This is a genomic window from Nakamurella antarctica (assembly GCF_003860405.1).
GTDB lineage: Bacteria > Actinomycetota > Actinomycetes > Mycobacteriales > Nakamurellaceae > Nakamurella > Nakamurella antarctica.
Map to the genome: position 1 here is coordinate 2,387,281 of NZ_CP034170.1, position 24,255 is coordinate 2,411,535.

The 24,255-nt window shown below is 58.0% G+C and carries 17 protein-coding genes and 1 pseudogene; 9 read left to right on the forward strand and 9 right to left on the reverse strand.

The window, feature by feature from the left end; genetic code table 11:
- Entirely contained in the window at positions 1 to 900 is a 900-nt protein-coding gene (gene rfbA / locus EH165_RS10610) for a glucose-1-phosphate thymidylyltransferase RfbA (RefSeq protein WP_124800466.1), read from the reverse strand.
- 415 nt (positions 901 to 1,315) lie between these two features.
- Here rfbA and EH165_RS10615 point away from each other — a divergent pair.
- Positions 1,316 to 2,514 (forward strand): annotated as a pseudogene (locus EH165_RS10615) (ISL3 family transposase).
- A gap of 129 nt (positions 2,515 to 2,643) precedes the next feature.
- Here the strand turns inward: EH165_RS10615 and EH165_RS10620 are convergent.
- On the reverse strand, positions 2,644 to 3,699 hold the full coding sequence (locus tag EH165_RS10620; RefSeq protein ID WP_124799423.1) for a glycosyltransferase family 2 protein: 1,056 nt from the start codon (positions 3,697 to 3,699) through the stop codon (positions 2,644 to 2,646).
- A 292-nt stretch (positions 3,700 to 3,991) separates the two neighbouring features.
- On the opposite strand from EH165_RS10620, the gene EH165_RS10625 reads away from it, so the two are divergent.
- Complete coding sequence (locus EH165_RS10625; protein WP_164479197.1) at positions 3,992 to 5,266, forward strand: lipopolysaccharide biosynthesis protein; 1,275 nt, start codon at positions 3,992 to 3,994, stop codon at positions 5,264 to 5,266.
- A gap of 53 nt (positions 5,267 to 5,319) precedes the next feature.
- Here the strand turns inward: EH165_RS10625 and EH165_RS10630 are convergent, their stop codons facing one another.
- Both EH165_RS10630 and EH165_RS10635 read right to left on the reverse strand, forming a co-directional pair.
- Positions 5,320 to 6,255 (reverse strand): glycosyltransferase, encoded by a 936-nt coding sequence (locus tag EH165_RS10630; RefSeq protein WP_239020539.1) that lies wholly within the window; start codon positions 6,253 to 6,255, stop codon positions 5,320 to 5,322.
- Positions 6,252 to 7,406: a glycosyltransferase family 4 protein gene (locus EH165_RS10635; protein WP_239020540.1), complete on the reverse strand. Its 1,155-nt coding sequence runs from the start codon at positions 7,404 to 7,406 to the stop codon at positions 6,252 to 6,254. The genes EH165_RS10630 and EH165_RS10635 overlap by 4 nt, the downstream gene beginning before the upstream one ends.
- 250 nt (positions 7,407 to 7,656) lie before the next feature.
- On the opposite strand from EH165_RS10635, the gene EH165_RS10640 reads away from it, so the two are divergent.
- From EH165_RS10640 to EH165_RS10650, 3 genes are all read left to right on the forward strand, one after another.
- Positions 7,657 to 8,400, forward strand: coding sequence for a glycosyltransferase family 2 protein (locus EH165_RS10640; protein ID WP_124799425.1), 744 nt, complete (start codon positions 7,657 to 7,659; stop codon positions 8,398 to 8,400).
- Positions 8,397 to 8,810, forward strand: coding sequence for a DUF2304 domain-containing protein (locus tag EH165_RS10645; RefSeq protein WP_124799426.1), 414 nt, complete (start codon positions 8,397 to 8,399; stop codon positions 8,808 to 8,810). Before EH165_RS10640 ends, EH165_RS10645 begins: the two co-directional genes overlap by 4 nt.
- 151 nt (positions 8,811 to 8,961) lie before the next feature.
- Positions 8,962 to 10,923, forward strand: coding sequence for a DUF7657 domain-containing protein (locus EH165_RS10650; RefSeq protein WP_422392111.1), 1,962 nt, complete (start codon positions 8,962 to 8,964; stop codon positions 10,921 to 10,923).
- Between the two features lie 48 nt (positions 10,924 to 10,971).
- Here EH165_RS10650 and EH165_RS10655 read toward each other — a convergent pair whose 3' ends face one another.
- From EH165_RS10655 to EH165_RS10675, 5 genes are all read right to left on the reverse strand, one after another.
- On the reverse strand, positions 10,972 to 12,066 hold the full coding sequence (locus EH165_RS10655) for a glycosyltransferase family 4 protein (protein WP_124799428.1): 1,095 nt from the start codon (positions 12,064 to 12,066) through the stop codon (positions 10,972 to 10,974).
- The gene (locus EH165_RS10660; RefSeq protein WP_164479198.1) at positions 12,066 to 14,657 is read right to left on the reverse strand and encodes a SpoIID/LytB domain-containing protein; all 2,592 of its coding nucleotides are present in this window, start codon (positions 14,655 to 14,657) and stop codon (positions 12,066 to 12,068) included. Before EH165_RS10660 ends, EH165_RS10655 begins: the two co-directional genes overlap by 1 nt.
- A 329-nt stretch (positions 14,658 to 14,986) precedes the next feature.
- Positions 14,987 to 16,090 carry a glycosyltransferase family 4 protein gene (locus EH165_RS10665; protein ID WP_124799430.1) on the reverse strand — a complete coding sequence of 368 codons (1,104 nt, stop codon included), beginning with the start codon at positions 16,088 to 16,090 and terminating at the stop codon, positions 14,987 to 14,989.
- A 39-nt stretch (positions 16,091 to 16,129) separates the two neighbouring features.
- Complete coding sequence (locus EH165_RS10670) at positions 16,130 to 17,683, reverse strand: glycosyltransferase family 2 protein (RefSeq protein ID WP_124799431.1); 1,554 nt, start codon at positions 17,681 to 17,683, stop codon at positions 16,130 to 16,132.
- A gap of 71 nt (positions 17,684 to 17,754) precedes the next feature.
- The gene (locus tag EH165_RS10675; RefSeq protein WP_124799432.1) at positions 17,755 to 18,102 is read right to left on the reverse strand and encodes a hypothetical protein; all 348 of its coding nucleotides are present in this window, start codon (positions 18,100 to 18,102) and stop codon (positions 17,755 to 17,757) included.
- 188 nt (positions 18,103 to 18,290) lie between these two features.
- On the opposite strand from EH165_RS10675, the gene EH165_RS10680 reads away from it, so the two are divergent.
- The 4 genes from EH165_RS10680 (at position 18,291) to EH165_RS10695 (ending at position 24,091) form a co-directional block, all read left to right on the forward strand.
- On the forward strand, positions 18,291 to 19,376 hold the full coding sequence (locus EH165_RS10680) for a methyltransferase domain-containing protein (RefSeq protein ID WP_124799433.1): 1,086 nt from the start codon (positions 18,291 to 18,293) through the stop codon (positions 19,374 to 19,376).
- 131 nt (positions 19,377 to 19,507) lie between these two features.
- Entirely contained in the window at positions 19,508 to 20,341 is an 834-nt protein-coding gene (locus EH165_RS10685; protein WP_124799434.1) for an ABC transporter permease, read from the forward strand.
- Between the two features lie 83 nt (positions 20,342 to 20,424).
- Positions 20,425 to 21,600: an ABC transporter ATP-binding protein gene (locus tag EH165_RS10690; RefSeq protein WP_124799435.1), complete on the forward strand. Its 1,176-nt coding sequence runs from the start codon at positions 20,425 to 20,427 to the stop codon at positions 21,598 to 21,600.
- A complete protein-coding gene (locus EH165_RS10695) occupies positions 21,593 to 24,091 on the forward strand; it encodes a glycosyltransferase (protein WP_124799436.1) in 2,499 nt (832 codons plus the stop codon). The genes EH165_RS10690 and EH165_RS10695 overlap by 8 nt, the downstream gene beginning before the upstream one ends.
- The last annotated feature ends 164 nt before the right edge of the window (positions 24,092 to 24,255 follow it).

Below are 24,255 nucleotides of genomic sequence, written 5' to 3' on the forward strand. Positions count from 1 at the left end.
TCATGGCATCTTTTCAGCGTTTATTGCGGCGCCGGCTTGCTCAGCAATGTTCATCACGTATTGGCCGTAGGGAGATTTCGCCAGGGCTTTTCCGAGGTTGTAGCACGCGGTGGCATCGATGAAGCCGCGACGTAAAGCGATCTCCTCCAGACATGAGATTCGGATTCCCTGTCGGTGCTCCAAGACCTGAACGAACTGGCCAGCTTCCAACAGCGAGTCATGGGTACCCGTATCAAGCCAGGCGAATCCGCGCCCTAGGTCAACGAGCGTGGCTGCACCTGCCTGCACGTAAATATTGTTTAGGTCAGTGATCTCCAACTCGCCACGCGACGACGGTTTTAGATCCCTTGCGTATTGGACGACTTTGTTGTCGTAGACATATAGCCCGGTGATCGCCAAATTCGATTTCGGCTTGGACGGCTTCTCTTCAATCGAGATCAATTTGCCATCAGTGCCCATCTCCCCCACTCCGTAGCGCTCGGGGTCTCGAACAGGGTAACCGAAGAGAACACACCCCTGGACGTTGGTCACGGCATCCAGCAGAGTCTGCGAAAAGTTCTGTCCATAGAAGATGTTGTCTCCTAGGACCAGTGCTACATCGTCATCACCGATGTGCTCGGCTCCAAGATGAAATGCCTGCGCCAAGCCCTCGGGCTTGGGCTGCTCTGCGTAGGTAAGAGTGAGGCCAAACTCGCTGCCGTCACCGAAAAGCCTGCGGAAACCCGCATTATCCTCAGGGGTGGTGATAATCAGGATGTCCGTGATACCCGCCAACATCAAGACAGACAGAGGGTAGTAAATCATCGGTTTGTCATAGACAGGCAACAGTTGCTTAGATACCGCTCGGGTCACCGGATGCAATCTGGTTCCGGCGCCACCTGCAAGGATAATTCCCTTCACTTCAGTACCCACCTTTTTTCATTCCACTGGAGCTGAGATCTGCAAAAGCGCCGCACTGCTGCTGACATGTGCCAGCCGACCCAACTGGTGACCAAAACCGGACACAAATCATCCCGACACTACCGGATTAGGTACGCGCACCCTTCTCATGCCTTACGTGAGACTCATAGCGGCTCTTCACCGTTCCGCGTGGTGTTTGGTTAGGGGCCTGTGGTTTAGGGCTCGTGGTCCTTGCTGTTGACTGTTTGTTACCACACAAGACAGTTGACGAAGAAGGACCACGAGTGTGTTTGATGCTACTTCTGTTTGCGATGATCCGGCGACGGTGTTGTTCAATTTGCCTGGCTTTCACGTCGTTGGTGCTCGTTGTGACGGTGGTCAGCGGGATGTGATTGTTGAGACTGGGATTTCTCAGATGTGTTGCCCCGCATGTGGTGTGCCGTCGGCTGGGGTTCATGTGCGGAAGTTGCAGCGGGTTCGGGACATCCCAGTCGGCGGCGGTCCGGTGACGGTGTGGTGGCGTAAGTTACGGTTCCGCTGCGGCAATACCGGGTGCTCACGGGCCACGTTCACTGAACACACCGTGCAGGTGCCCCCGTACGCACGATCTACCGGGCGGCTGGCTGCCACAGTGGTCGATGCGGTTGTCGTTTCCGGGCGGTCTATCTCTGAAACCGCCCGGGCGCACCGGGTTGGCTGGTGGACGGTCCAACGTGCTGTGTCAGCCCGCGCTGCGGCGATGCCTGACCCGGCCAGCCGGGTGGTGGCGCGGATCGGGGTCGATGAGCACCGGTTCCGGCGGATGCGGTTTTTCCGGCAGGATGATGGGTCTTTCAAACGGGTCGAGCCGTGGATGACGTGCATCACCGACCTCGACCGCGGCGAGATCATCGGTGTCGTCGATGGCAGGGACGCGAAGTCGTTGACTGACTGGTTCGCCGACCGCCCACGGTGGTGGCGGCACAAGGTTGCCGTGGCGGCGATCGATTTGCATACCCCGTTTCGCAAGGTACTCAAGGCGCAGTTGCCTAACGCCCAAGTGGTGGCTGACCGGTTCCACATAGTCCAACTGGCCAACCAGATGGTGACCGATGTTCGCCGGCGTTTGCAGACGCAGTTGCATGGCCACCGGGGTCGGGCCGCAAACAGGACCTGGGCGCACCGGTTGTTGCTGCTGCGGGCTGGGAACACCCTGTCACCGGCTGCGTTGGCGAAGCTGCTGTCAGTGTTCGCCACCGACGACCCCACAGATCAGCTCTCAGCCGGGTGGGCGGTGAAAGAACAACTCCGGGTGGTCCTGAGGTCCCCTACCAAGGTGATGGCCCGCCGTGAGAAGCAAACTTTCGACTACTACGTCATGATCGCCGACATGGACGAAACCCGAACCCTGGCAAAGACTGTAAACCCTGGTGGCCGCAAATCCTGGCCTCCATCACCACCGGCGCGTCGAACGCGATCAGCGAAAACGTGAACCTGGGAAACAAAAACATCAAACGAACCGGACGCGGGTTCACAAACAAGCAGCACTACCGCGATCGGATTATGCTCAGAACAACGTCCCGCCACCTGGGCGCCGTTTCAACCAGCCGACAGCACCATCACGCGCAACGGTGAAGAGCCCTCATAGCTGCAAGACGAACCCTCCGCAACAGCCCCCGGCACAGCAACTTTGCTGCTTCGCGAACTACTGCCTGGTCAATTACGATGCTCCTCCAGCTAGCGACGCAGAACCCATTCCGCCGATCAGACTAACCTCTTCACTAAATTCCAGTACCAACGCATCACAAAGTTCACCAGTCCTGCCCCCGGCGGTAGCGCCACCGACCCGTTCTCCGCCAACTCCGGGGTGAGCCTGGACATCCAAGTAGGTCCAGTCACTGCCAGTTCGTCGCGTAACACCCGCCGACGGTCACGAAGATGGGATCGGTTGGTCCATAACCACTCCCAACCGCGCAGTTTCGCGCCGAACCAACGCTGTTTCAGCGAAAACAGAGTGAGAGCGAGCTCTAGGGTGATGAGGGCGGGCGAGAGCAGGATCAGCGCCCGAATGCTCCAAGCCGTCGAAACCAGCATGAGGCGATTTCGCTCGATTAAGTACATTTTGTGTTCGTTTCGGGAAAATTCGTACCTATGGATCGCGACCGCATCAGGCACGTAAACAACTCGGCGCCCCCGCCGCCACGTCCGGATACTAAGCTCGGCATCCTCGTGGTAGGCAAAGTAAGCATCGTCAAAGCCGCCCAAAGTTTCCCACCATGCTCGGGTCATCACTACGCATGCCCCGCTAGCAACCGCGACATCGATCGGATCGGTTCTCACCTCTGGTTGTCCCATATCCCCGGCCCATGACAAACCGAGCACATGAACCGGGTTGCCCGCCGAGTTGAGTAAGGACGGGTCCTCGGAAAGCCTGATACTTCCTCCTGCGACAGCGACGCTGTCTAATTCATCTGTTCCGGGCAAAACCATGTGCACTAACTTAGCCAATGCCGTCTGCTCGACCACAGCATCTGAGTTGACGAGTGCGACATACGCTCCGCTGGCAAAACTTAAGCCGTAATTACAGCCACCGGCGAACCCTAAGTTGGTATTCGGTCGTACCACAAGGACCCCATCCCATGCCCCGATTTCCACCACATCTTGGCTGGTGCAGCCGTTGTCGACAAGAATGACGTCGGCGACCACTCCCTTGGAATCTAGGATGGCCCTCACCGAGCGCTGAAGCCACGGCTCGTCCAGCCACGCAAGTACTACGACGCTCACAGTCGGCGTAATGATCGGTTCTTCAACAGCTCGCATAGGACCGATCTTCGCACACGCCTGTTTGAATTCCGGTGCTGCTGCAGCAACCGCGAGCGGTGAGGAAGCGCGCCCGCTCGGAGGAGAGAAGTTAGCGGCTACTGTTCTTATCGGTAACCGATCTGCAACTGACAGGAATGGACGACACGGGTGCGCGCTGAGGTCATTATGGAAGCGCGATATCTTGTGCCCACTGCACCGCGAGCATTTGCCGCGAACGACCGCACCGCCTCGCCGAACTTATCCCGCCTGTGCAGCCCTTTTCCTTCTTCTGGGCCGAGGTCCTAGGCCGATGGGCAAGCCCCTGGCAAAAAGTGCGGCGTGGATGACAGGTGGCACTTTACTCATTGGACTGTCTGGGTATGCCTTCCTCGCGCTGATCGGCCACAACCGATTCGACGAAGACTCCCACTCTGCTCTGACAGTCACCTACCTGATTGTCAGTATTCTCGGGCCTGGAATTTTCGTCGCAATCGAGCAGGAAACCTCCCGGACCGTCAGTGCCAGCCGCAGCCAGGGGCGCCGGTACGGTGGCGATATTCGCAGGCTGAGCGCGGTCGGCGCAGTCCTGTGTCTTATAACCCTCAGCAGCTTGGCTATTGCGGCACCAACGATGATGGAGTCACTTCTCAACAGCAATGTTGGGTTCATTTTGGCACTCGCTCTGTCGATTATTGGTTCGGCCGTCGTATACCTGATTCGGGGCCTTAGCGGTGGTGAGCAACGGTTCGCTCGTTACGCACTTACCTTGTGCGTTGACGGCGGCGTCCGATTGTTGAGCTGCGTGGCACTTGTCGTCGTAGGCAGCACGACTGCAGTCGCCTACGCGTTTGCGCTCTGCAGCGGGCCACTCGTGGCGGCGCTAGCGACACTCAGAGTGCCCCGCCCCCAAAACGAATCGCAACAGGCATCCGATACTTGCGCACTGCAAAGTAAACAATCGAGTTGGAAAACACTCATCCGCGGCGTCGGCTGGCTGTTGGTTGCGTCGTTAATCTCCATGGTGATGGCAAACTACGCTGGCGTCTTCGTGACATCGCAATTGCTCGGCCACAAGGCCATCGCTACCGGCTTCTCAACAGCTCTTGTTCTGACTCGAGTGCCACTCCTGCTGATGGGACCACTCCAAGCTCTGCTCTTGCCGCGCATGTCTGCCGCAGTGAGCAGGGGTGATCTTCTAGCGTTCCGATCCATCGTCACGCGAGGTTTGGCTGTCGTCGCGGCATTGGGACTGCTCAGTCTGCTTGGCGTGGCAGTACTGGGCAGGTGGGCAATCCGACTAGTTTTCGGGGCTGAGACAGACACAACAACATCCTCCGCACTGATATTGCTTACCCTATCTGCAGTGCTGCTGATGGCGGTCTCACTACTACAACCCGCGCTTATTGCGCTGAAACAACACAGCTTCCTCGTGGTCGGCTGGTTTCTCGGCGCTGTGGTTTTCGCGGGCGCATTGGGCCTGCCGTTTGAGCCGATCACTTCTGCAATTGGCGCCCAAATCGCTGGTCCGGCAACCACCCTTCTAGTGCACACCTTCGCTATCCTCCGGCGTAGCAACTCGGTGTGATCGCTCAACCTCTTGGAGCTCGCGCTGTGGGCGCAGCAAATGCCGCAAGGGTTTCAGTTACAGTTGATTTCAGGCCTGGTGGGTAGGTCCGCTCCCCCGGCCAGCGCCGCAGACCGTCGTGCCATCGCAGAGCGGATGGTCAGACCTGCCTTCAACGCCATGCGCAAAGGTGCCTGCCACCAGTGCACATACCTGCGCGCCAAATAGACGTACGCGCTCCTGTGGTGGGCAGCTGTCATTTCGGCCTGGTGACGTTGCGTGGAGTGGCCGCCGATATGTGTCACCCGTGCTGACGGTACATACACGTTTTCCCAGCCAGCGCGCCCAATCCTGTCGCCAAGATCAACATCTTCGAAGAACATGAAGAATGCGGGGTCGAACCCGCCGAGCTGATCAAAAACGCTGCGGCGCACTAATAAACATGCACCCGACAGCCATCCAGCGCCTCGCTCCTGGGGAATTTCGTGGTCGCGTCGGTACGCCTTTGTCCAAGGATTGCGTGGCCAGACCCAGCCAAAGGCCGCGTGGCCAACCCCTCTGCCGATGCTCGGCAGCTCGCGGGCGGACGGGTACGGTTGGCCGTCTGGGGTAAGAAGCATCGGCCCGAGAGCACCCGCTCGCGGGTGTCTACCCGCCGCCGAGAGAAGTTCCTCGATAGCTCCGGGGGCAAACGTCAAGTCCGAATTGCAGATCAGGACCCATTCCATCGCCTTCGGCAGCGCAGCAACGCCCGCGTTCGCTCCGCCACCAAACCCCAGGTTGCCACCGGTATGTAAAACCGTTGCCAGTCCGGTCTTCTCGACTTCCTCGATACTCCCATCGGTCGAACCGTTGTCTGCCATGACCACTGTGGGGCGGCCCCACTTGACCCAGTCCGCGGCCGCTTCCACTGATTCCAACAGCAGGGTGACCGTCTCGCCAGGGAAGTAGGTCACGGTGACGATTCCGACGTGCGTGTCGGGGCTGGGCGACTGGGTCATGCTCGTCATCGAGCCTTTCCCAACGCAGCCGCGCGGTCGTATGCTTCTTGGTGGCATTGAGCGCTATTTGCCCAGGTAAACTCCGCCGCGCGCGCGACGGCCGCCGCAGCTAATTCTCGGCGCCGCGTAGGGTCGAACAGCAACGACGAAAGGGCTTCGGCGATATCACCCGCGCCGACATCGGAGTAAGCCACCGCCTCCCCTCCGACCTCGGGGAGCGAAAGTCTTCTGGTGGTAAGCACCGCCGCGCCGCACGCCATTGCCTCAAGCACGGGGAGTCCAAAACCTTCACCCAGGCTCGGATAGGTCACTAGGGCGGCGCCGCCTAAAAAGCCGGACAGCATTTCGACAGGGAGATGGCCCGCACGCAGCACCTGCAGATCCACCGGGACAGCGGCCAGCGCCGGTTCGATCGCCTGATCCCAACCGGGGCTACCAGCTAGCACCAAGGCCGGAAAGGACGCTCGATCTCTCGCATCAGCAGCAGCGCGGACATACGCTCTGATCAGTGCTGGAACATTTTTGCGCGGCTCTAGTGTTCCTAGAAAGGCGATCCAGCCTTTCGCTTCTAGCTTCAGATAGTCTGCGGCAGCGGCAATCTCAGCGGCACTGGGTCGATGGAACCTTTCGGAATCGACTCCGTGATGTGCGACGACCAGCCGCTGCGGGTCTGCCGAAACCACCCGGCGTAATTCGGTGGCAGTAGCCACGCTCGGCACGACGCACACTGCGGCCAACCGCAAAGATGTTCGGGTCCAACCACGGAAGAAGCGACCTTTGACGCCCAAATGCAGCTGCTGATCAGAGAAAAAGGTGGCGTCGTGAAGCGTGACCACCACGGGAACACCCGCTCTGAGCGGCATCGTGTAATGGGGAGAATGGATGACGTCGACCGGCAAGCGACGCGCCAGTCGCGGGAGAGTGGTTTGTTCCCAGGTGAGCCGAGCAGGCCTGCTGCTCAATTCTGTGGCGATGGGGACTATTCGGCTGTGCGGGGCGAGTGATGCGAATTGGCCGGCGTCAGCGGTTTGACAGACGATCGACAACGCGGTGCCTTGGGCGTCCAATGCGGCGGCCAGACTATCCACATATCGCCCCACACCGCCGCGTTCAGCGGGAATGGCGGTGGCGTCAAGAAGCACGCGAGGCTCAGTGCGCACGTTCCGCCTTTCCTCCAGATCGATACACGCGGCGCGGGGCGCTAGCCGGGCCCGCTTCCATTCGCACTTGGCAGCGGAATAAGGATACGTGCTGCCGAGGTTAGGCTCGCAACCAAAATTGGTTCGGCGCTTCGAAGATCGCGTTCGAACGTCACAGCCGCCCGGTTCCTTCTCACTGATCGCAGCGGGAGCGTCAGTCAATCCCCACAGAAATTGAAGACACCGGCAAGCCACCCGATAGGATCGAACAGTGGCTGCTGAACCCCTACCGCGTGTGATCATCATTGTGCCCGCGTGGAACGAACAAGACTCGCTACCCTCAACCTTGGCCGAGGTCGCTCGGGCTGTACCCGCAGCATCTGTATTGGTTGTCAGCGACGGCTCCACCGACAACACTGCTCGGATCGCCCACGAACTTGGTGCAACCGTGCTCGACCTTCCCATCAATCTAGGCGTTGGAGGCGCCATGCGCGCAGGCTACAAGTATGCGCTCCGGCACGGGTTCGATTATGCAGTTCAGCTAGATGCCGATGGCCAGCATAGCGCTTTCGACGTATCGCGTCTGATTGTTCAGCTCCAGGTCGATAGCGCTGATGTAATGATAGGTGCGAGATTCGCGGGCACTGGGCATTATGACGCACGCGGACCCCGACGTTGGGCTATGAAACTGCTCTCAAGAGTTCTCTCTCACGTTGCCGGTACAAGACTGACCGATACAACTTCAGGATTTAAAGCCTCCAACGCTCACGCCATTCGATTATTCGCCTCAAACTATCCAGCGGAATACCTCGGCGATACTATTGAATCATTGGTGATCGCTTCTCGGTCCGGTCTCGTAGTGCGTCAACTGGGAGTCGAGATGAGAACGCGCACCGCTGGCCAGCCTTCGCACAGCCCTGTCAAAGCCGCATTATTTCTCCTCCGCGCCGCACTTGCCCTTGCAGTGGCATTGACTAGACCCAAAGTCGAGCTAACAAAGGTTCCTTCAGAGTGAACGTCGCCTATTTTATAGCGCTCGCAGTATGTTTGACTTTATTAGTTTGTCTTTTCCTACTTTTGAGGGGACGTCGCCTTCGCGAGCGCTACGCCGCGTTGTGGATTGTCTTAGCGTTTGCTATTTGCATAGTCGGTGCATTTCCTGACGTGGTCTCATGGCTTTCGAATCTCGTCGGGGTTCAGACCCCTGCGAATCTATTGTTCTCGGCCGCAGCCATCGTTTTGCTTCTCGTTTGCTTGCAGCTTTCGGCGGAGCTCACTAGCAACGAGGATAAGGTAAGAACTCTCACCGAGGAAGTTGCTATTCTCAAGCTCCAAGTATGGGAAATTTTAGATACTCCCCCCTTGCCTTTGCCGCCAAATGAAGAGACCGCAATTCAAGATCTTCAAAGCAGCACAAGTGACTGAGTTACGCATGGCAATTCCGCAAATGGTGGACAGTGTCAGCCAATGATGATAACCATCAATTCTTTTCCTTGGATACATTCGGTTGGACAAATCGCTGAAGGGCTTGTGCCCGCTGCCGTGACCCTCAGATCCCCAAGAAAGTCGTCATCACATGGACAATCATACAAGTAGTTCAGTGCCGCATATCCACAGTTCGCCCTATCGTCCATTTTTGCATTGGTTAAAGCCAACTACTGCTATACCGATTGTCCTTTATATCATTCTGAGTGCGTTAGGAGTTTCAACCTCATCCCTTGGTTCTGATTACCTCCGACAAGACTCCACAAAACCTTTGGGTTACGAGTTTGGCGCGCCTCAGTCAATACGGTCTGATGAATTCCTGCGAAATACTCCGATGCAACTTGGCGTTTTGGCAGCAGGTGAGACAATCAGCTCCCCGCTGGCTGCGGAGCCCGACCTAGTAACACAAATACCGAACGCTGGCTTCGTCGAGACAATTGTATTCTTTGATGCTGCCGCGCTCCGCCTAGGCCCATTTCTACCTGATTCAATGTTGTTCGCCGGATATCGGCTATTTCCTCTTCTCTTACTCCTCCTCTTCTGCCCTAGGTGGTTGCAGAAATTAGGAGCGAAACCCAAACTTGCATGGTTCGGAACCTCTCTCTTTATTTTCTCTCCAGCCACTTTTTGGTGGTCGTTTCTTCCGGTAACAATCGCTGGTTTCGCCATTGCTGGCTCATATCTCGTCACCGTCGCAGCTGAACGCTGGGAACAGTCGCGTCGCCTATCGGCTGTTTTATATGCCGCGGGAGGCGGCATTTTACTCGCGCGTTTGGTCACAGGTTACATTCCCTGGGCGCTAACCATAGGAGTCCCTATCGTTCTCGCAACGTCGGTGTGGTTGGTGTGGCCGAAGGCAGAACGTCGATTTGGGTTGCTTGCTTTGGCGGCTGGCTCCTTGACGTCGGTGTCGGTGTTAGTTTTAATGGTCTGGGAGAACCTGCCAGGCATTAAGGCGCAATTAGCGACCGTTTACCCGGGCCAACGGATTACCACTGGGCGCGCCCTCGACCCTGGCGAGCTGTTCGGGGCGCCAGTGCTGTTCAAACTTCAATCTTCCGGCACTGTGTTAGTTGGAACGAACGCCAGCGAGATCTCGACAGGTTTTACCATCGCACTCGTGCTAGCGGTTGCAATGATCGCAATGTCCCCAAACTTGGGGCGCGACCGCGATTCTGCAGCAATGATTACCCTGGCGGCGTGTTGTTTGGCCTGGTTCAGCTGGGTGGTGGTGCATTGGGGCACCATCGGCTCCAAAATACCCGCGGCTAACTTGGTAGACCCGCTGCGGGTGGCCCAATCTTTGGGCTTCCCCGCCATCCTGCTTCTCAGCTTGGTGCTCTCTCGCTGGGCGGCGCCAGTTGGGAAGGCACTCCCCGTCCTAATCGCAGCAAGTTGCGCTCTAATCACTGCTTACGGGGGTGGCGTTACGCAGCAGACCAGAATGCCGGGTCTGCGAGGATTCGAGGTTGGCCTGGCAGCATTCGCTATTGGCGCTGTGGTGTACTTCATGGTGGCTCATCCGCACCGACGCTGGCCATTTATCATTCCAGTGTTATTGGCAGCGTCTGCTGTGGCCTTTGTGAATCCCATCACAATCGGACTGGGTGATTTGAGAGCGAGCGCAAGCGCTCAGCGCATGCTGGAGGAGGGGAAAAAGGCTCGTGCGGCTAACGAGCTCTGGGCCACCGATCTGTGGTTTGACGATGCGCTATTAGACGCGACAGGGACGCCGATACTCGGCGGCAACCAGATGTCTGGTCCGAACCGAGAGCAGTGGTTAAAACTCGACCCGACGGCGCAACACGAATTTGTCTGGAATCGCGGAGCTAGCATTATCAAGTTCGCTTGGACCGTGGGACCGGACATCATCATTGAGAGTCCTCAGCCGGATGTCATCACTGTAACGGTGGATCCGTGCACTTTGCAGGGGCGCGGATTCAACGTCACGTACGTAGTCTCGACACAGCCACTCCAAGGAAGTTGCTTGGTTCCGGAGCAGAGCCTGCAATGGTTCAGCCAGAACCAATTCGTATACGCGGTGCAAAAATAGCATCGGGTCCACCAAAGAGACGATCTAGTTGCTGTCCTGCGTCACGCTTCAGGCCAGCCCGGTATGCAAATCCCAGACAGACCGCGCTGCCTTGGCCCAGCTATACTCAGCTGCGCGGGCCCTACCTCGAGCCACCAACTCGGCAGCAAGGTCTGCGTCCAAAAGCACTGAATCCAGCTGGTGAGCGAGTGAATGGAAGTCACGTCTTGGAGACAACAGCGCAGCCCCACCGCTCACTTCCACCAATGACGGCGCGTCAGAGGAGACGACAGGCAGCCCCGCGCTGAAGCCCTCCAGCACCGGCAGGCCAAACCCTTCAGCCAGCGACGGCACTGCGAGCACCGCAGCCCTGGAAAGCACCACCGCAAGATCTTCGTCATCAATTTTGCCGAGTTCGACGACGCTGCCAGCACAAAGCCCAGCTTTCGCAGCCTGAGCTTGTATGTTCAGGCCGCCCCACCCCGGCTGCCCTACCACCACGAGCGGCACCCGCACCGCCATCTGCGCCATCGCGGACAACAGCACGTCGAGCCCCTTGCGCGGCTCCAGCGTCGACAGGCTCATGACGTAACGCGGCGGCAGCCGCATCTTCGTCGCCCGCAGATCCGCATCCCGCGGGATGGGTAACGAAGTAACACCATGGGCAATGGCATGGATCCTGGATGCTGCGTAGGGAAACAGTACCGAGAGTTCCTCTGCCACAGCGCGTGTGGGCACCACGAGTGCGTCCGCTGCCCTCGCGGCGCTGGTAATCAAATCGCGATGCCACCGCACTCCGCGAGGTGTCATCGTCTCCGGGTGCGTCCACGGAACGGTGTCGTGAACGGTAACCACCCGCGGGCTTCTGTGCCTAGGAGCCAGCGGCGTGGTTGCATGCAGGCTGGCGGGGTTCGGCCAAGGCGGCATACCTTTTTGCCACAGCGCACCGAGCACCCGGTGTCCGACTGGTAGTCGCGAGGGGCCACGAACTCCGCTAAATCTGGCTGCGTCCGGATTGGTATGCCACGCAGTCAACGAGCGCACCTCCCAGCCCGCTGGTGCGCCGGCAGCCAGAGCCTGCGTGATTTGGGCGGCGTACCTACCGGTCCCACCGGGGACAGGCGAGAGGCACTGCTCGACGACCACCGCCAGAGTTTTCGGCACTACCGAACTTCAACTGTTTGGCACCCGAGTTGGGTGTTGCCGCCCGGACCCGACGAAATCGCAAAGGCACACACCGTGTGCACCCCCGAAGCTCCCCCCGGAACCACCGCGCTATAACCGCTACCAGCGGAAACCCCCGGATAGGCGGCAGCAACATCAGGCCTAGATCCACCGGTGGTGAACCCCGAATACCCCACAACACCCGCCGGGCCCGTGTCATAAATATGGATCGGAGTAGGAACATTACTAGAAGCAGGATCCACCGCCCACCCCGACACCGAGATGGACCCGTCCCCCGAAGTCACCGCGTCCACCACACCAAACGGGCCACCCACCATCACAGAGCGGCACCCCAAAGACGGATTGCCAGTACCGAACCCAATATTAATTGCGTACACACACACCGAATGCAAACCACGACCACTGGTCGGAAGCCACACATCAAAACCATGGCTATCCCCCACACCCGGATACGCCGCGCCTACATCCGCACGCCGCTGATCCGCTGTCACCACAGACCCCACCACCGAACCATCAGGCCCCGTGTCGTACACATGCACCACCAACGACGTCGCCACAGCATCAGGATCAAACGCCCAACCCCGCACATGCAACGCCCCGGTAACAGCAACAACATCCACCGCACCCGACGGCAAGGGATTGCGGACGGTCACTGTTTGGCACCCGAGTTGGGTGTTGCCGCCCGGACCCGACGAAATCGCAAAGGCACACACCGTGTGCACCCCCGAAGCTCCCCCCGGAACCACCGCGCTATAACCGCTACCAGCGGAAACCCCCGGATAGGCGGCAGCAACATCAGGCCTAGATCCACCAGTGGTGAACCCCGAATACCCCACAACACCCGCCGGGCCCGTGTCATAAATATGGATCGGAGTAGGAGCATTACTAGAAGCAGGATCCACCGCCCACCCCGACACCGAGATGGACCCGTCCCCCGAAGTCACCGCGTCCACCACACCAAACGGGCCACCCACCATCACAGAGCGGCACCCCAAAGACGGATTGCCAGTACCGAACCCAATATTAATTGCGTACACACACACCGAATGCAAACCACGACCACTGGTCGGAAGCCACACATCAAAACCATGGCTATCCCCCACACCCGGATACGCCGCGCCTACATCCGCACGCCGCTGATCCGCTGTCACCACAGACCCCACCACCGAACCATCAGGCCCCGTGTCGTACACATGCACCACCAACGACGTCGCCACAGCATCAGGATCAAACGCCCAACCCCGCACATGCAACGCCCCGGTAACAGCAACAACATCCACCGCACCCGACGGCAAAGTGCTCGTGTCCGAATCTGATATTTGCAAAAAAGCGCTCCTGATCGTACCGGCCACGGTTTGACGCAGTTGGTCCCCGGTGATCTCCTTGGTTGCCTTGGATCCCTGGATAACAGCCTTCACCACGGGTCCGCCCCAATCACCGCCGCCAGTCCGCTGGGTGATTCGGATTCGCTCAAAATTGCCTATTTCAGGCCAACGCGACTCCAAAACTGAAACGCTGATCGTGCTTGTCCAGTTCGCGTATTTTTGCGGTGGCTTCGCAAGCGCCTCATAAGGGTCCGGTCTCGCCACCAAGTAAGGCTCTGCCGTCCCTGCGGTGGAGTGTCCGCCATTCGTTGAGCCGAACTGGGCGTTAATTGGCATCCCGTTGTAGGTGCGGATCAGGCCAGCTGTCATTTCCACCGCGTTCGAAGTGTTGGGGGTCAAACGTGATCGGCCATTTAACGTCGCTCCCCCATAGACCTGGCAAGCTGCCGTGTCACAAATGTTGTAGACGCCCCGTTTCCGCGGGGTGGTGATGCTGACAGCGGCGAAGGTGCGTGCTGCCACGGCCTGCGACTGCAATGCCGCCGGCAGCCACGAAGAAATGGACTCGCGCGGAACCACTCCTTTGACGTAGGCGTCTAGGGGAAGGTCGTTGATCGTGCGGGTCACACCGGAATCGCTGTCTCTGAACGCTTGCAGCAGACTTTGGTAGCCGATTCGGTCACCATTGGGCAGAACGAGTTCTACGACGTCGGTCCTGGTATCTCGAAAATTAATGGGTCCACTCAGGTTCCCGGAAGCGGTTGCCCACATTCCGGCACTGCGGTACTGGACAGTGAACTTGCCGTTCGCGAAATTAGCTTTCACCCTGTCGGCGGTGGTGGGGGTCGAAATGACCTGGCCGGTCGCGGCGTCTGTGACCTCAAGGCTGTCACTCCTCACGACTTCGGTTTCTCCGTCAACGTCCGCGGATATCCACACTCTAAAAGAACGGCCGGGGTCAACAGAGCCCTGTTGGGTGCTCGGGTAATAAAAGTCGAGGATCTGCGGTGACGTGAGCCCAATCCCCGCAGCGCCTTGGGCGCCGTACTGACTCATGCCTCGACCATGTCCCTCACCGTGGCCGACAACCTGAATCACTCCAGTTCCGGGCCGGTTGAGCCAATCGTCGGCAGCAGCTTGACCCGAGAACAGCGCCGCCCCGCCTGACACGACAACCGCAGCTATAGCAAGCGCGGTCAGCTTGGAACGCGTGCTGCGCGTTGCAGCGAGTTGATGCAAAGGCATTTCGACTCCCGATGGTCTTAGCGGTGTCGAAATTCCCATCCGACGGAGCTACCGTGTCCTAGGACTCTAGCCCGCATCGATGAGGCCTCGGACGCCTCACGGGGCGCCAGTTGTAGACGAAGAACGTCAGCTGCGCACGCTGTGTATTTCCACCTCAATCCCATTGCCCGCAATTGAAGCTTTAGCAGGTCAAAAGGGCAAGATCCGTTCCTTGCGGTTACCGGCTGCAACGAAAAAGGTGCGCGTTTGGTCCGCAGCACGTTAGCCGTCAGAGCATCACATGGCAGGTCGAGCCGAAAAGCTTCGCCGGCTCGCGACACCGCGCGATCTCAGCCCCCCACAACGCGCGAGTATGCCTGGATGGTGGCCTGCGCACACTTACTCCAAGTGAATTGCGCAACGTGCGCACTGGCTGCCATTAAGTGAGTTCGCGAGGGTGGTGTTTGAATACTCCGAAGGATGCTGTCTGCAAGCGCTGCGGGATCGCCTACAGGCACCAAGTCGGCGAATCCTCCCAACAGCTCATGGCTAGTGGGGATCGCCGTTGCGACGACGGGCACGCCTGCGGCCATGGCTTCCAAAGGCGGAAGCCCAAACCCTTCGTAGCGCGAAGGGAAAACGAACGTTGAAGCTCCAGCAACCACGGATCGCAAGTCCTCCCCGCCCACATAACCTGGGCGGATTAGCTGCGATTCCGACAGACCAGAGAGGTCAAGTTCCGGACCCCACCCCTGCGTGCCTATCAGCACTAACGGCGGTATGTCTTCTCGGCTGCTTGCCAGTTGCCTGTACGCCTGTAAAAGAACGTCCAAACCTTTTCGCGGTTCCAAAGTACCCACCGCCAAAATATATTCTGATGGCAAATCTAGCTGGGCGGGCTGGGACGGTGTGTGGGTCGCGGCTGTGAACCAGCGTGCGTCGACGCCAAGTGGCGTGACCGTCACCGCGGCCGGATCCACATTGTAAGAAGCGATAATTTCTTCAGCAATTGCGTGGCTCGGAGTGAGGATCGCTTGGGCGCGGGAGAGCCCCTTGGGAACCAAAGAGACGTACTTCAAGGAGGCATCGTTGACCAACTCGGGATATTTCAGATACGACAGGTCGTGAACAGTGAGGACGCCTTTGGCGTGCCCGCTTGGCGGAAGAACAAAATTGGTGCCGTGAAATATGTCCACGCTCCCCGCGAACATCTCGACACGAGGCACGTCATAGCTGGTCCAGATTCTCTGGAGAAGCCTGGCCGGGAATGGTAGGTGACGCCACCTGACGGATGCATCGAGATCGCTGGGCCGACAGCCTCCGCGCATGGTAAACGGAACCGCCGTGAGCAGGACGTCATCGCATCGAGCCAGTGCCTCGATGAGATATGCCGTGTACTGACCGATTCCAGTGCGATCTCCCAAAAGGGGTGTTGCGTCCACAGCGACTCTCATGCTGTCACCGCGACGGAAGAGCGTAGATCTCGTTCACCGTCACTGGCCTTCATCGGGCCCATGAGGCCAGAACGGATCGGTCGCTATATTCCGTCCCCAACGCTGCGTCAAGGTATCCAATTCGTAGTGGACCACGCGTGGAACTCGTGTTTTGGACTCATAATGGAACAATTCGGCGTGCGGAGTCCAGATAATTCGGTAGCCAGCGTTAGTCACTTTGAGGCACAAGTCGACATCATTGAAATTGATCGGCAAGTTCAGATTCATCCCGCCCACGGCGAAATACGCGGCTCTGGGCATAAGCGCGCAGGCCCCGGTAACACCGGAAACCTCGCGGTCTACCAACAGTCCAGCAAAGGGCCCGGTACTGCCGGCTCGATGACCGAGCGCGACATGCCCGGGTCCACCTCCCGAATACACGTGGCCGCCGTGTTGAATGGTTCCATCCTCGAAGTACAGCATCGGCCCCACCATGCCGACGTCCGGCTGCTGTGCAAGAGCCAGCATCACCTCGAGCCAATCTGGAGTAATTACTTCGGTGTCGTCGTTGAGCATCAGGATGAAATCGCCTTGTGATTCGACGACTCCGCGGTTAATCTTCGCCGCAAAGTTGAACGGCGCGCTCCAAGGCACGAATCGCAGCTTGTCGCCGCCTGCCTGGGCTAGGTCGGCACGCACCTGCGCCGACATGGAGTCATCCGCCACCACCACGATTTCAAAGTTCTGATAGGTCGATTTTTCCACTACGCTCCGCACTGCATCAACTACGAGGCAACGGATTTGGCCCCCGACTTCGGCTGAACTGCCCCTGGTCGGGATGATGATGGATACCAACGGGCTACCGATTACCGCGTATCTGATCCGGTACACCCCGACGGAATGAATTTGCTCCACCACGCCTTGCAGGCCGACGCGCTCGAGGTGCTCTTCCAGCGCACGCCGCGCCGCAGCAAACACTGGCGCGTTGTCGGAACGCTGGCTCACCGAGGCCGAATGTATGCGCCAGCGGTACCAGACCTGCGGGATATGAACAACTCTGCGTGCAAGTTCGGTGGCCCGCAGGGCCAAGTCGTAGTCCTGAGATCCGTCGAAGCCCTCCCGGAATCCTCCGATCCGCATCAACAAGCTGCGGCGATACACCCCAAGATGGCCGATGTACATTTGGCCCCGAAGTCGTTCCGGAGAGAAATCTGGCTTATGAAAGCTGTTGCTGAGCAGCCCCTCTGAATCAACGTGGCCTTCGTCGGTGTAGAGCACGTCTGCATCGCCGTGCTGGGCTAGGGCATGCATCACCGCTCCCAACGCCCCGTCGACCAGTAAGTCGTCATGGTCCACTAGCGCAACGAATTCTCCGCGAGCCGCCGCCAGTGCGTCGTTGCTCGCGGCGACAATTCCACCATTCGTGCAACGCGTAATGATCTTGACTCGTGGGTCTCGGGCCATGTCGGCGAGGACAAGGCTTACTTCCTCGCTTTCCGAGCAATCGTCAACGCAGATCAACTCCCAGTCCATGAAATTCTGGATGAGGATGGACTGGAGCATCTCTTCGAGAAAACGACGGTCAGGACGAAAGACTGGTACCAGGATGCTCAACTGCGGTTTCCAGTGGGGGCTTAACGCAGCGGCGAAGCGGCGTGGGTGAACTTCGGGCGACTTCCTCGAATTCACCGCGATCCACGACCTAGTGCCCGCTTCACAATGCGAGTGGCTGGCTGAATCCGGAGGCCCGCCCGCCACACCCGTGTGTTCCGCATCGCGGCGACCTCTGATTCGAGTCTGGCAACTTCTTGTCGCAGTCGCGCGTCTTCGAGTCGCGCTAAGTGCAGGTTCTCTCGATCGCTGTCCCAGTTGGCGTGCATTATCTGAAATTTGGCTTCATCGCGGACAGTCCACTCGGCCAGCTTTGCTTCCAGTCCAATTATTCGGTCCACGAGATAAAGCTGGCGCTCGAGAGTCACCGAATCGGCGTTGAAGCCCGCTGCTGGCGTAGGCGGTGCTGAATTTTCGGCCACTACTCGTTCTCCCTGGTGTCGGTCGTGTGCTGTGAAGAGCCAGCCCTAGCATTGGCGCTAGCCAGAGGGAGCACAGTCGTGATGGACCAAATTATAGGTGGCCGTCAAGCAGAGCACCAAAGGTCGGCTGCCCCACGACACCCGACGGCGGCTAGAGTCAATGCAAAATCAACCTGAAGGACCGCAAAGTGATCTCGAAATACGATATTTCGGTGGATTTGGGCAACGAAGGAACCTCACACAGGTTCATGGTCGAGCTTGTCGGATCAAATAAGTCAGTGTTGGACGTGGGCTGCGCAACGGGCTATCTCGCGCAGACCCTCAACGCATTCGGCAACTGGGTCAGCGGCGTCGAGTACGACCCTGAAGCAGCCGAAACAGCCCGAGCACACATGAAGCGCGTGGTGGTGGCGGATCTAGACAACGCTGATTTGGCTGTCGCCATGGACGGCGAGAAATTTGACGTCGTCGTTTTCGGCGATGTTCTCGAGCATCTACGCGATCCGCTCCCCACGCTCCGACAAGCGCGGCAGCTTCTCAACCCTGACGGATACATCGTCATCTCTATTCCCAACGTGTCGCATGGCGACGTCCGAATGTCCCTGCTGCTGGGACGTTTTCAGTACCGCAACTTAGGACTGCTCGATACGACTCACCTACGCTTCTTTACCCGAGATACGTTGCAGGAGCTGCTCACCGATGCGGGTTTCATCGCTACTGAGGTTCGGACCACCAAAGCAGGTCTTTTTACCACTGAACTCGGGGTGCGCGAGGATGAGATCGACCCAAGCGTTATAGAAGCCATCGCAAAGGATCATGACGCCACCACCTACCAGTTTGTTTTGACCGCTGTCCCCGAGGGTGCGGCGGGGCTGGCCCAGAGAGCGGCGTGGCGCCTACAGGAATCCGAGAACCATATCGCTGGCCTACATGAAAACGTGAACCAGATTGCCGCCGAACTCACCGCTACGGCCAGCGCCTTGGCCGACGCCGAGCACCGGGTCGCCGCCTGCGAAGGTGAGCGGAAAGCGCTGTCATCTCAGGTCGACACGCTATGGACACAACTCAACTCCACCCAAATGGAGCTGAGCCGGGTGCACAGCGAACGAGCAAGCGCTGCCGACCTCGCCCCTCCCGCCGATGGCCCGGCGACTCAGGACCTAGCAGCGGAACTAGCCGCCGCCACGAAGGAACTGGAGGCGGTGAGAGCGACTAAGACCTTCCGGCTCCACCACCTTGTCACCGATATAATCCTGCCCCGTAGACGCCGGTGACCGGCAACAAGTGGGAAGATCTCCACTACTCGCCCAGACCTTGATGTCTCACCGGACAACGACGCTAGGTCCAATTCGAGGGAGAAACCTGCGCGGTCGACTAACATGGTCATGATGTGCGAGGCGACTATATGAGCGTATTAGGTGACCTTCGGGGTTCCAGAGAGCTACTTTCCAATCTGACGATGCGGGAGGTGCGGGGCAAGTACAAGCGAAGCCTGCTCGGGCAGGGCTGGTCCCTTCTCAACCCGATTGCCACACTCTCTATTTACTCGCTGGTGTTCGGATTCGTGCTCCGGCAAAATCCCGCCCCCGGGGATCCAAGCGGCCTCAAGGTCTTTGCTCTCTGGTTAGCCTGTGCGCTCCTACCGTGGAACTTCTTCAACAACACGGTTCAAGGCGGAATGTCGGCGTTGGTGAGTAATGGCAACCTCCTCCAAAAGGTCTATTTCCCGAGGTACACACTAGTTGTCGCATCGATGTTGGCGAGCTTGGTCACGTTTGGCTTCGAACTCGTTGTCCTGTTGGTGGCCCTCGTTCTCTTCGGCGCTACCCCGTGGCTGTTCCTCCCCGGAGTTATCGTCGCTGTTGTTGTGATGGCATTTTTCGGCCTTGGTATCGCATTAATGCTTTCAATAGCTAATGTTTACTTCAGGGACACCGCGCAGTTTGTGGGAATTTTCATGCAGATATGGTTTTATGCGACTCCCATTATCTATCCTGTGCACCTCATTCAAGATAAGCAAATCGAACTAAAAGCGCAGGGTAACAATATACCGTTGGAATTCATCTATCGCCTAAACCCGCTGGATAGATTCTCGACTATTTTCCGAAACCTCTTCTACGATAATCGATGGCCAGCCTGGGATGACGCGCTCTATTGTTTCTGTGCAGCAGCTATATCGATGACGTTGGGAATCTGGGTCTTCACACGGTTCCAAGGAAAGATTGCAGAGGAACTGTGAGCTCATCAGCAGTTATCGTCAGTGATTTATCGAAGCGATTCAAGCTCTACCGTGAGAGAAACCAATCACTTAAAGCTGCCCTCATGCGCGGAAAACGTGCTTCTTTTGAAGAATTTTGGGCGTTGAAGGATGTCGACTTTGAGATCCCGGAAGGTTCGACCTTCGGTCTCATCGGGGAAAATGGCTCCGGCAAATCAACCTTGCTGAAGTGTGTCGCGCAGATCCTCATGCCCGATAAAGGTTCCGTGACGGTCAACGGTCGGATCGCAGCCCTTCTCGAACTTGGGTCTGGATTTCACCCCGAACTCTCAGGCCGCGAGAACGTCTATCTCAACGGTTCGATCTTGGGGCTCACCAAGAAAGAACTTGAGCGCAAGTTCGATGCCATCGTAGACTTTGCAGGCATTTCAGAGTTCATCGACCAGCCGGTAAAAAACTATTCTTCAGGAATGTATGTTCGACTCGGTTTCGCTATTGCCATTAACGTCGACCCGGACATCTTGCTAGTCGATGAGGTTCTTGCAGTGGGTGATGCTGCCTTCCAAGAAAAATGCATGGATAAGTTCGCAGATTTTCGGCGCCAGGGTAAAACCGTCGTTATCGTGTCGCACGCAATGGGGTCTTTACGCTCCATGTGTGACCAGGCGATCTGGTTGGAACACGGCAAATTAGTGAAGGCAGGCAAAGCCAACGAAATCGTCGACGGCTACATGGATGCCTCGCACCAAGCGCGGGCCGAGATTGTGTTGCCAGACGCTCAACCGATTGCCCCTACCGAGGGCAGAAGCGGTTCCGGCGAGGCATTTATCAGTTTAGTAGAGACGCTGGCAGCCGACGGATCTCGTCGCGATCGCTTTCGAACGGGCGACCCGTTGACGTTGCGCCTCCACTACAACTGTGGCGTGCCCATCGAGCAGGCGGCCTTCGGGTACGCGCTTGAGAATGCCGATGGTGTGTATGTGTGGGCGCACAACACGATCGACGCAGACCATCCGGTTGCCTCCTTGCAGGGCATTGGCAGCATTGATCTCATGATCCCCGCATTGCCACTCCAGCCTGGAACCTTCGACCTGACCGCATCGATCGTGAACCAAAATTCGCACGTCTTTGACTTGGTGAGAAATTGTGTTCGCTTCCACGTCGATTTTGGCGATCCCCGCGAATCTGGGGGAATCGTCACATTCAACGGAAGCTGGCAAGATCCGGTGACGCACCCGCTGCCGGCAGCAAATGCAGTCGCTGGGAGCTTGGATGTCTGACGCCGTCACGCAAAATGCGCCACTCGTGTCCGTGGTGCTGTTGAACTTCCGAGGCGCTGATGACACGGTCGCTGCCATCGAAGCATTGCGGCTACTGAATTGGCCGACCCAATCGTTGGAAATCATATGCGTCGACAACGCCTCCGGCGACGACAGTGTCACGCGGATCCGCGCCGCGTTCCCCGATGTGCGATTGATCGAATCTAAGACAAATACCGGTTTCACCGGGGGGTGCAACCTCGGTGCTCGAGAAGCAACCGGGTCCTATGTGGCGTTTCTGAACAACGATGCCAAACCGCACGAGGATTGGCTTCGGACAGCCATCCCAGAGTTGGAAAATCATGCGGATGTCGGTGCCGTCGCATGCAAGGTGCTCAGCTGGGACGGAAGTGTCGTCGATTACGTGGGAGGTGATCTGACTTGGTACGGAATGGGGTACAAGAAAGAGGTTAATCAGCCAGATGACGTCGGCTGGAACACAGGCAAGGACGTCCTGTTCGGGACTGGCGCGGCCTTGATTACCCGACGCGACTTATTTCTCTCCACCGGTGGATTTGACGAGCGATTCTTCATGTTCTTCGAGGACGTGGATTATGGGTGGCGCCTTAACTTGCTCGGTTGGCGTGTGCGATATGTGCCGAGTTCGTTGGTCTTCCATCGTCACCATGCCTCAATGAAGTCCTTCGGTAACTATCACGAGGATTTTTTGCTCGACCGTAATGCGCTGATGACCATTTACAAGAACTTCTCGGACGCCACGCTTGCTGCTGCCCTGCCAGGCGCTCTAGCGCTTACCGCGCGCCGAGCGGTGGTCCGCGGCGGCCTTGATTCCGAATCTTTGGACCTGCGACGCGCTGCCGAACACGTAGGTGAAGATGTCACCGTGCCAAAAACAGCGTTGGCCGGTTTGTTCGCAGTAGATTCCTTCGTCGAAAACTTGGCAGATCTGACTAGGACCCGAGTGGAACTGCAAAGCAGCCGAAAGCGCTCCGATGCAGATCTCATGCGCCTTTTCGGTGACTCGATGCGTTCCATGCAGAGTGACGCCCGAACACTCCAGGGATATCAATCCATCGTGGAAGCCTTCGGCGTGGCAGACCATCTGCAGCAACGTCGCCGCATCCTCATCGTCACTGGCGACAGGTTGAGTAAGCAGATGGCGGGCCCGGCTATTCGTGCGTGGCATATTGCGACACTCCTCGGCGCCGAACACGATGTTCGCCTGGTCAGCACCAGCTTCGTTGACGTGGTGTCGCCGATCTTTGATGTTGACTTGGCCCCCGTGCACAACACCCGGTCGATGGACAAGCACGTGCAGTGGGCTGACATCATCATGTTCCAGGGCTATGCGCTTTCCCAGTACTCAGCTTTGCAAAAAACAGACAAGATCATGATCTGCGACCTTTACGATCCGATGCACCTGGAACAACTGGAGCAAGCTCGTGAGCTTGCTCCAGAGCAGTGGCGCAATGTGGTGTCGTCGGCGACAGATGTTCTTAATATGCAGCTTCGCCGCGGTGACTTTTTCCTCTGCGCTTCCGACCGCCAACGGCATTTTTGGCTCGGCCAACTTGCCGCTGTGGGGAGAATCAATCCCGACAATTACGCGGTCGACGAAAGCCTGGATCAGCTGATAGACATTGCGCCGTTCGGCCTCACTACGGAAGCACCAGTACAAACACGGCATGCGCTCAAAGGGACCTTTGACGGCATCAATGCGGACGACAAGGTCGTCATCTGGGGTGGCGGCGTCTACAACTGGTTTGACCCGCAGACTTTGGTGAAGGCCGTCGGCGAGCTCGCCGAGCGGAGGGGGAACATCCGGTTGGTTTTCCTGGGGATGAAGCATCCGAACCCGCATGTCCCGCAAATGCGGGCTGCGAACGAAGCTCGTGCGCTCGCGGACTCCCTGGGTCTGACCGGCAAGAATGTCTTCTTCAACGAAATCTGGGTTGACTACGACGATCGCCATAACTATCTGCTGGATTCCGATGCGGGCGTCACCACACACTTCGACCACGTGGAGACGACGTTCTCGTTTCGAACCCGGATCTTGGACTACTTGTGGGCTGGGCTGCCCATCGTCACGACAGGCGGCGACAGTTTCGGCGAGTTGGTCCGGGAAAAGGGCCTGGGAATCGCAGTCAGCGCGGAGAACGTCACCGAGCTAGCCGAGGCCCTCGAGATCGTGCTGTACGACGAAGAATTCGCCAAGCGCGTCAAGGACAATATTTCCTCCCTCCGGGACCAATATACTTGGGAACATGCCCTGACTCCGTTGTTGGAGTTCTGCCGAGATCCTCGGCCCGCACCTGATCGGATATCTGGGGCGGCATTGGCTTGGCCTACTTCCAAACAACACTACAAACCCAATCTTTCTACCGATTTGGCTTTGTTGAAGATGTACCTGAAGGCCGGCGGTGTAAGAGAACTAGCCACTCGAATCGTGGGGCGGCTCAAGCGAACTTCCCTCAAACTCCTGAGTCGCTAAGGTTGGGCCTGTCAGATAATCGGCGGATCTGGATTCGGGTCATGGTTAATTGCTGCCTCGGGTGATGCGTCCTTCGAAGGCGATGAGTGCTGGTTTCCATCTCATTGCCCATCGCGGGCTGCCTTTGCCGGTTGGGTCCAGTGATCCGTTTGCCGGCTCTTCAG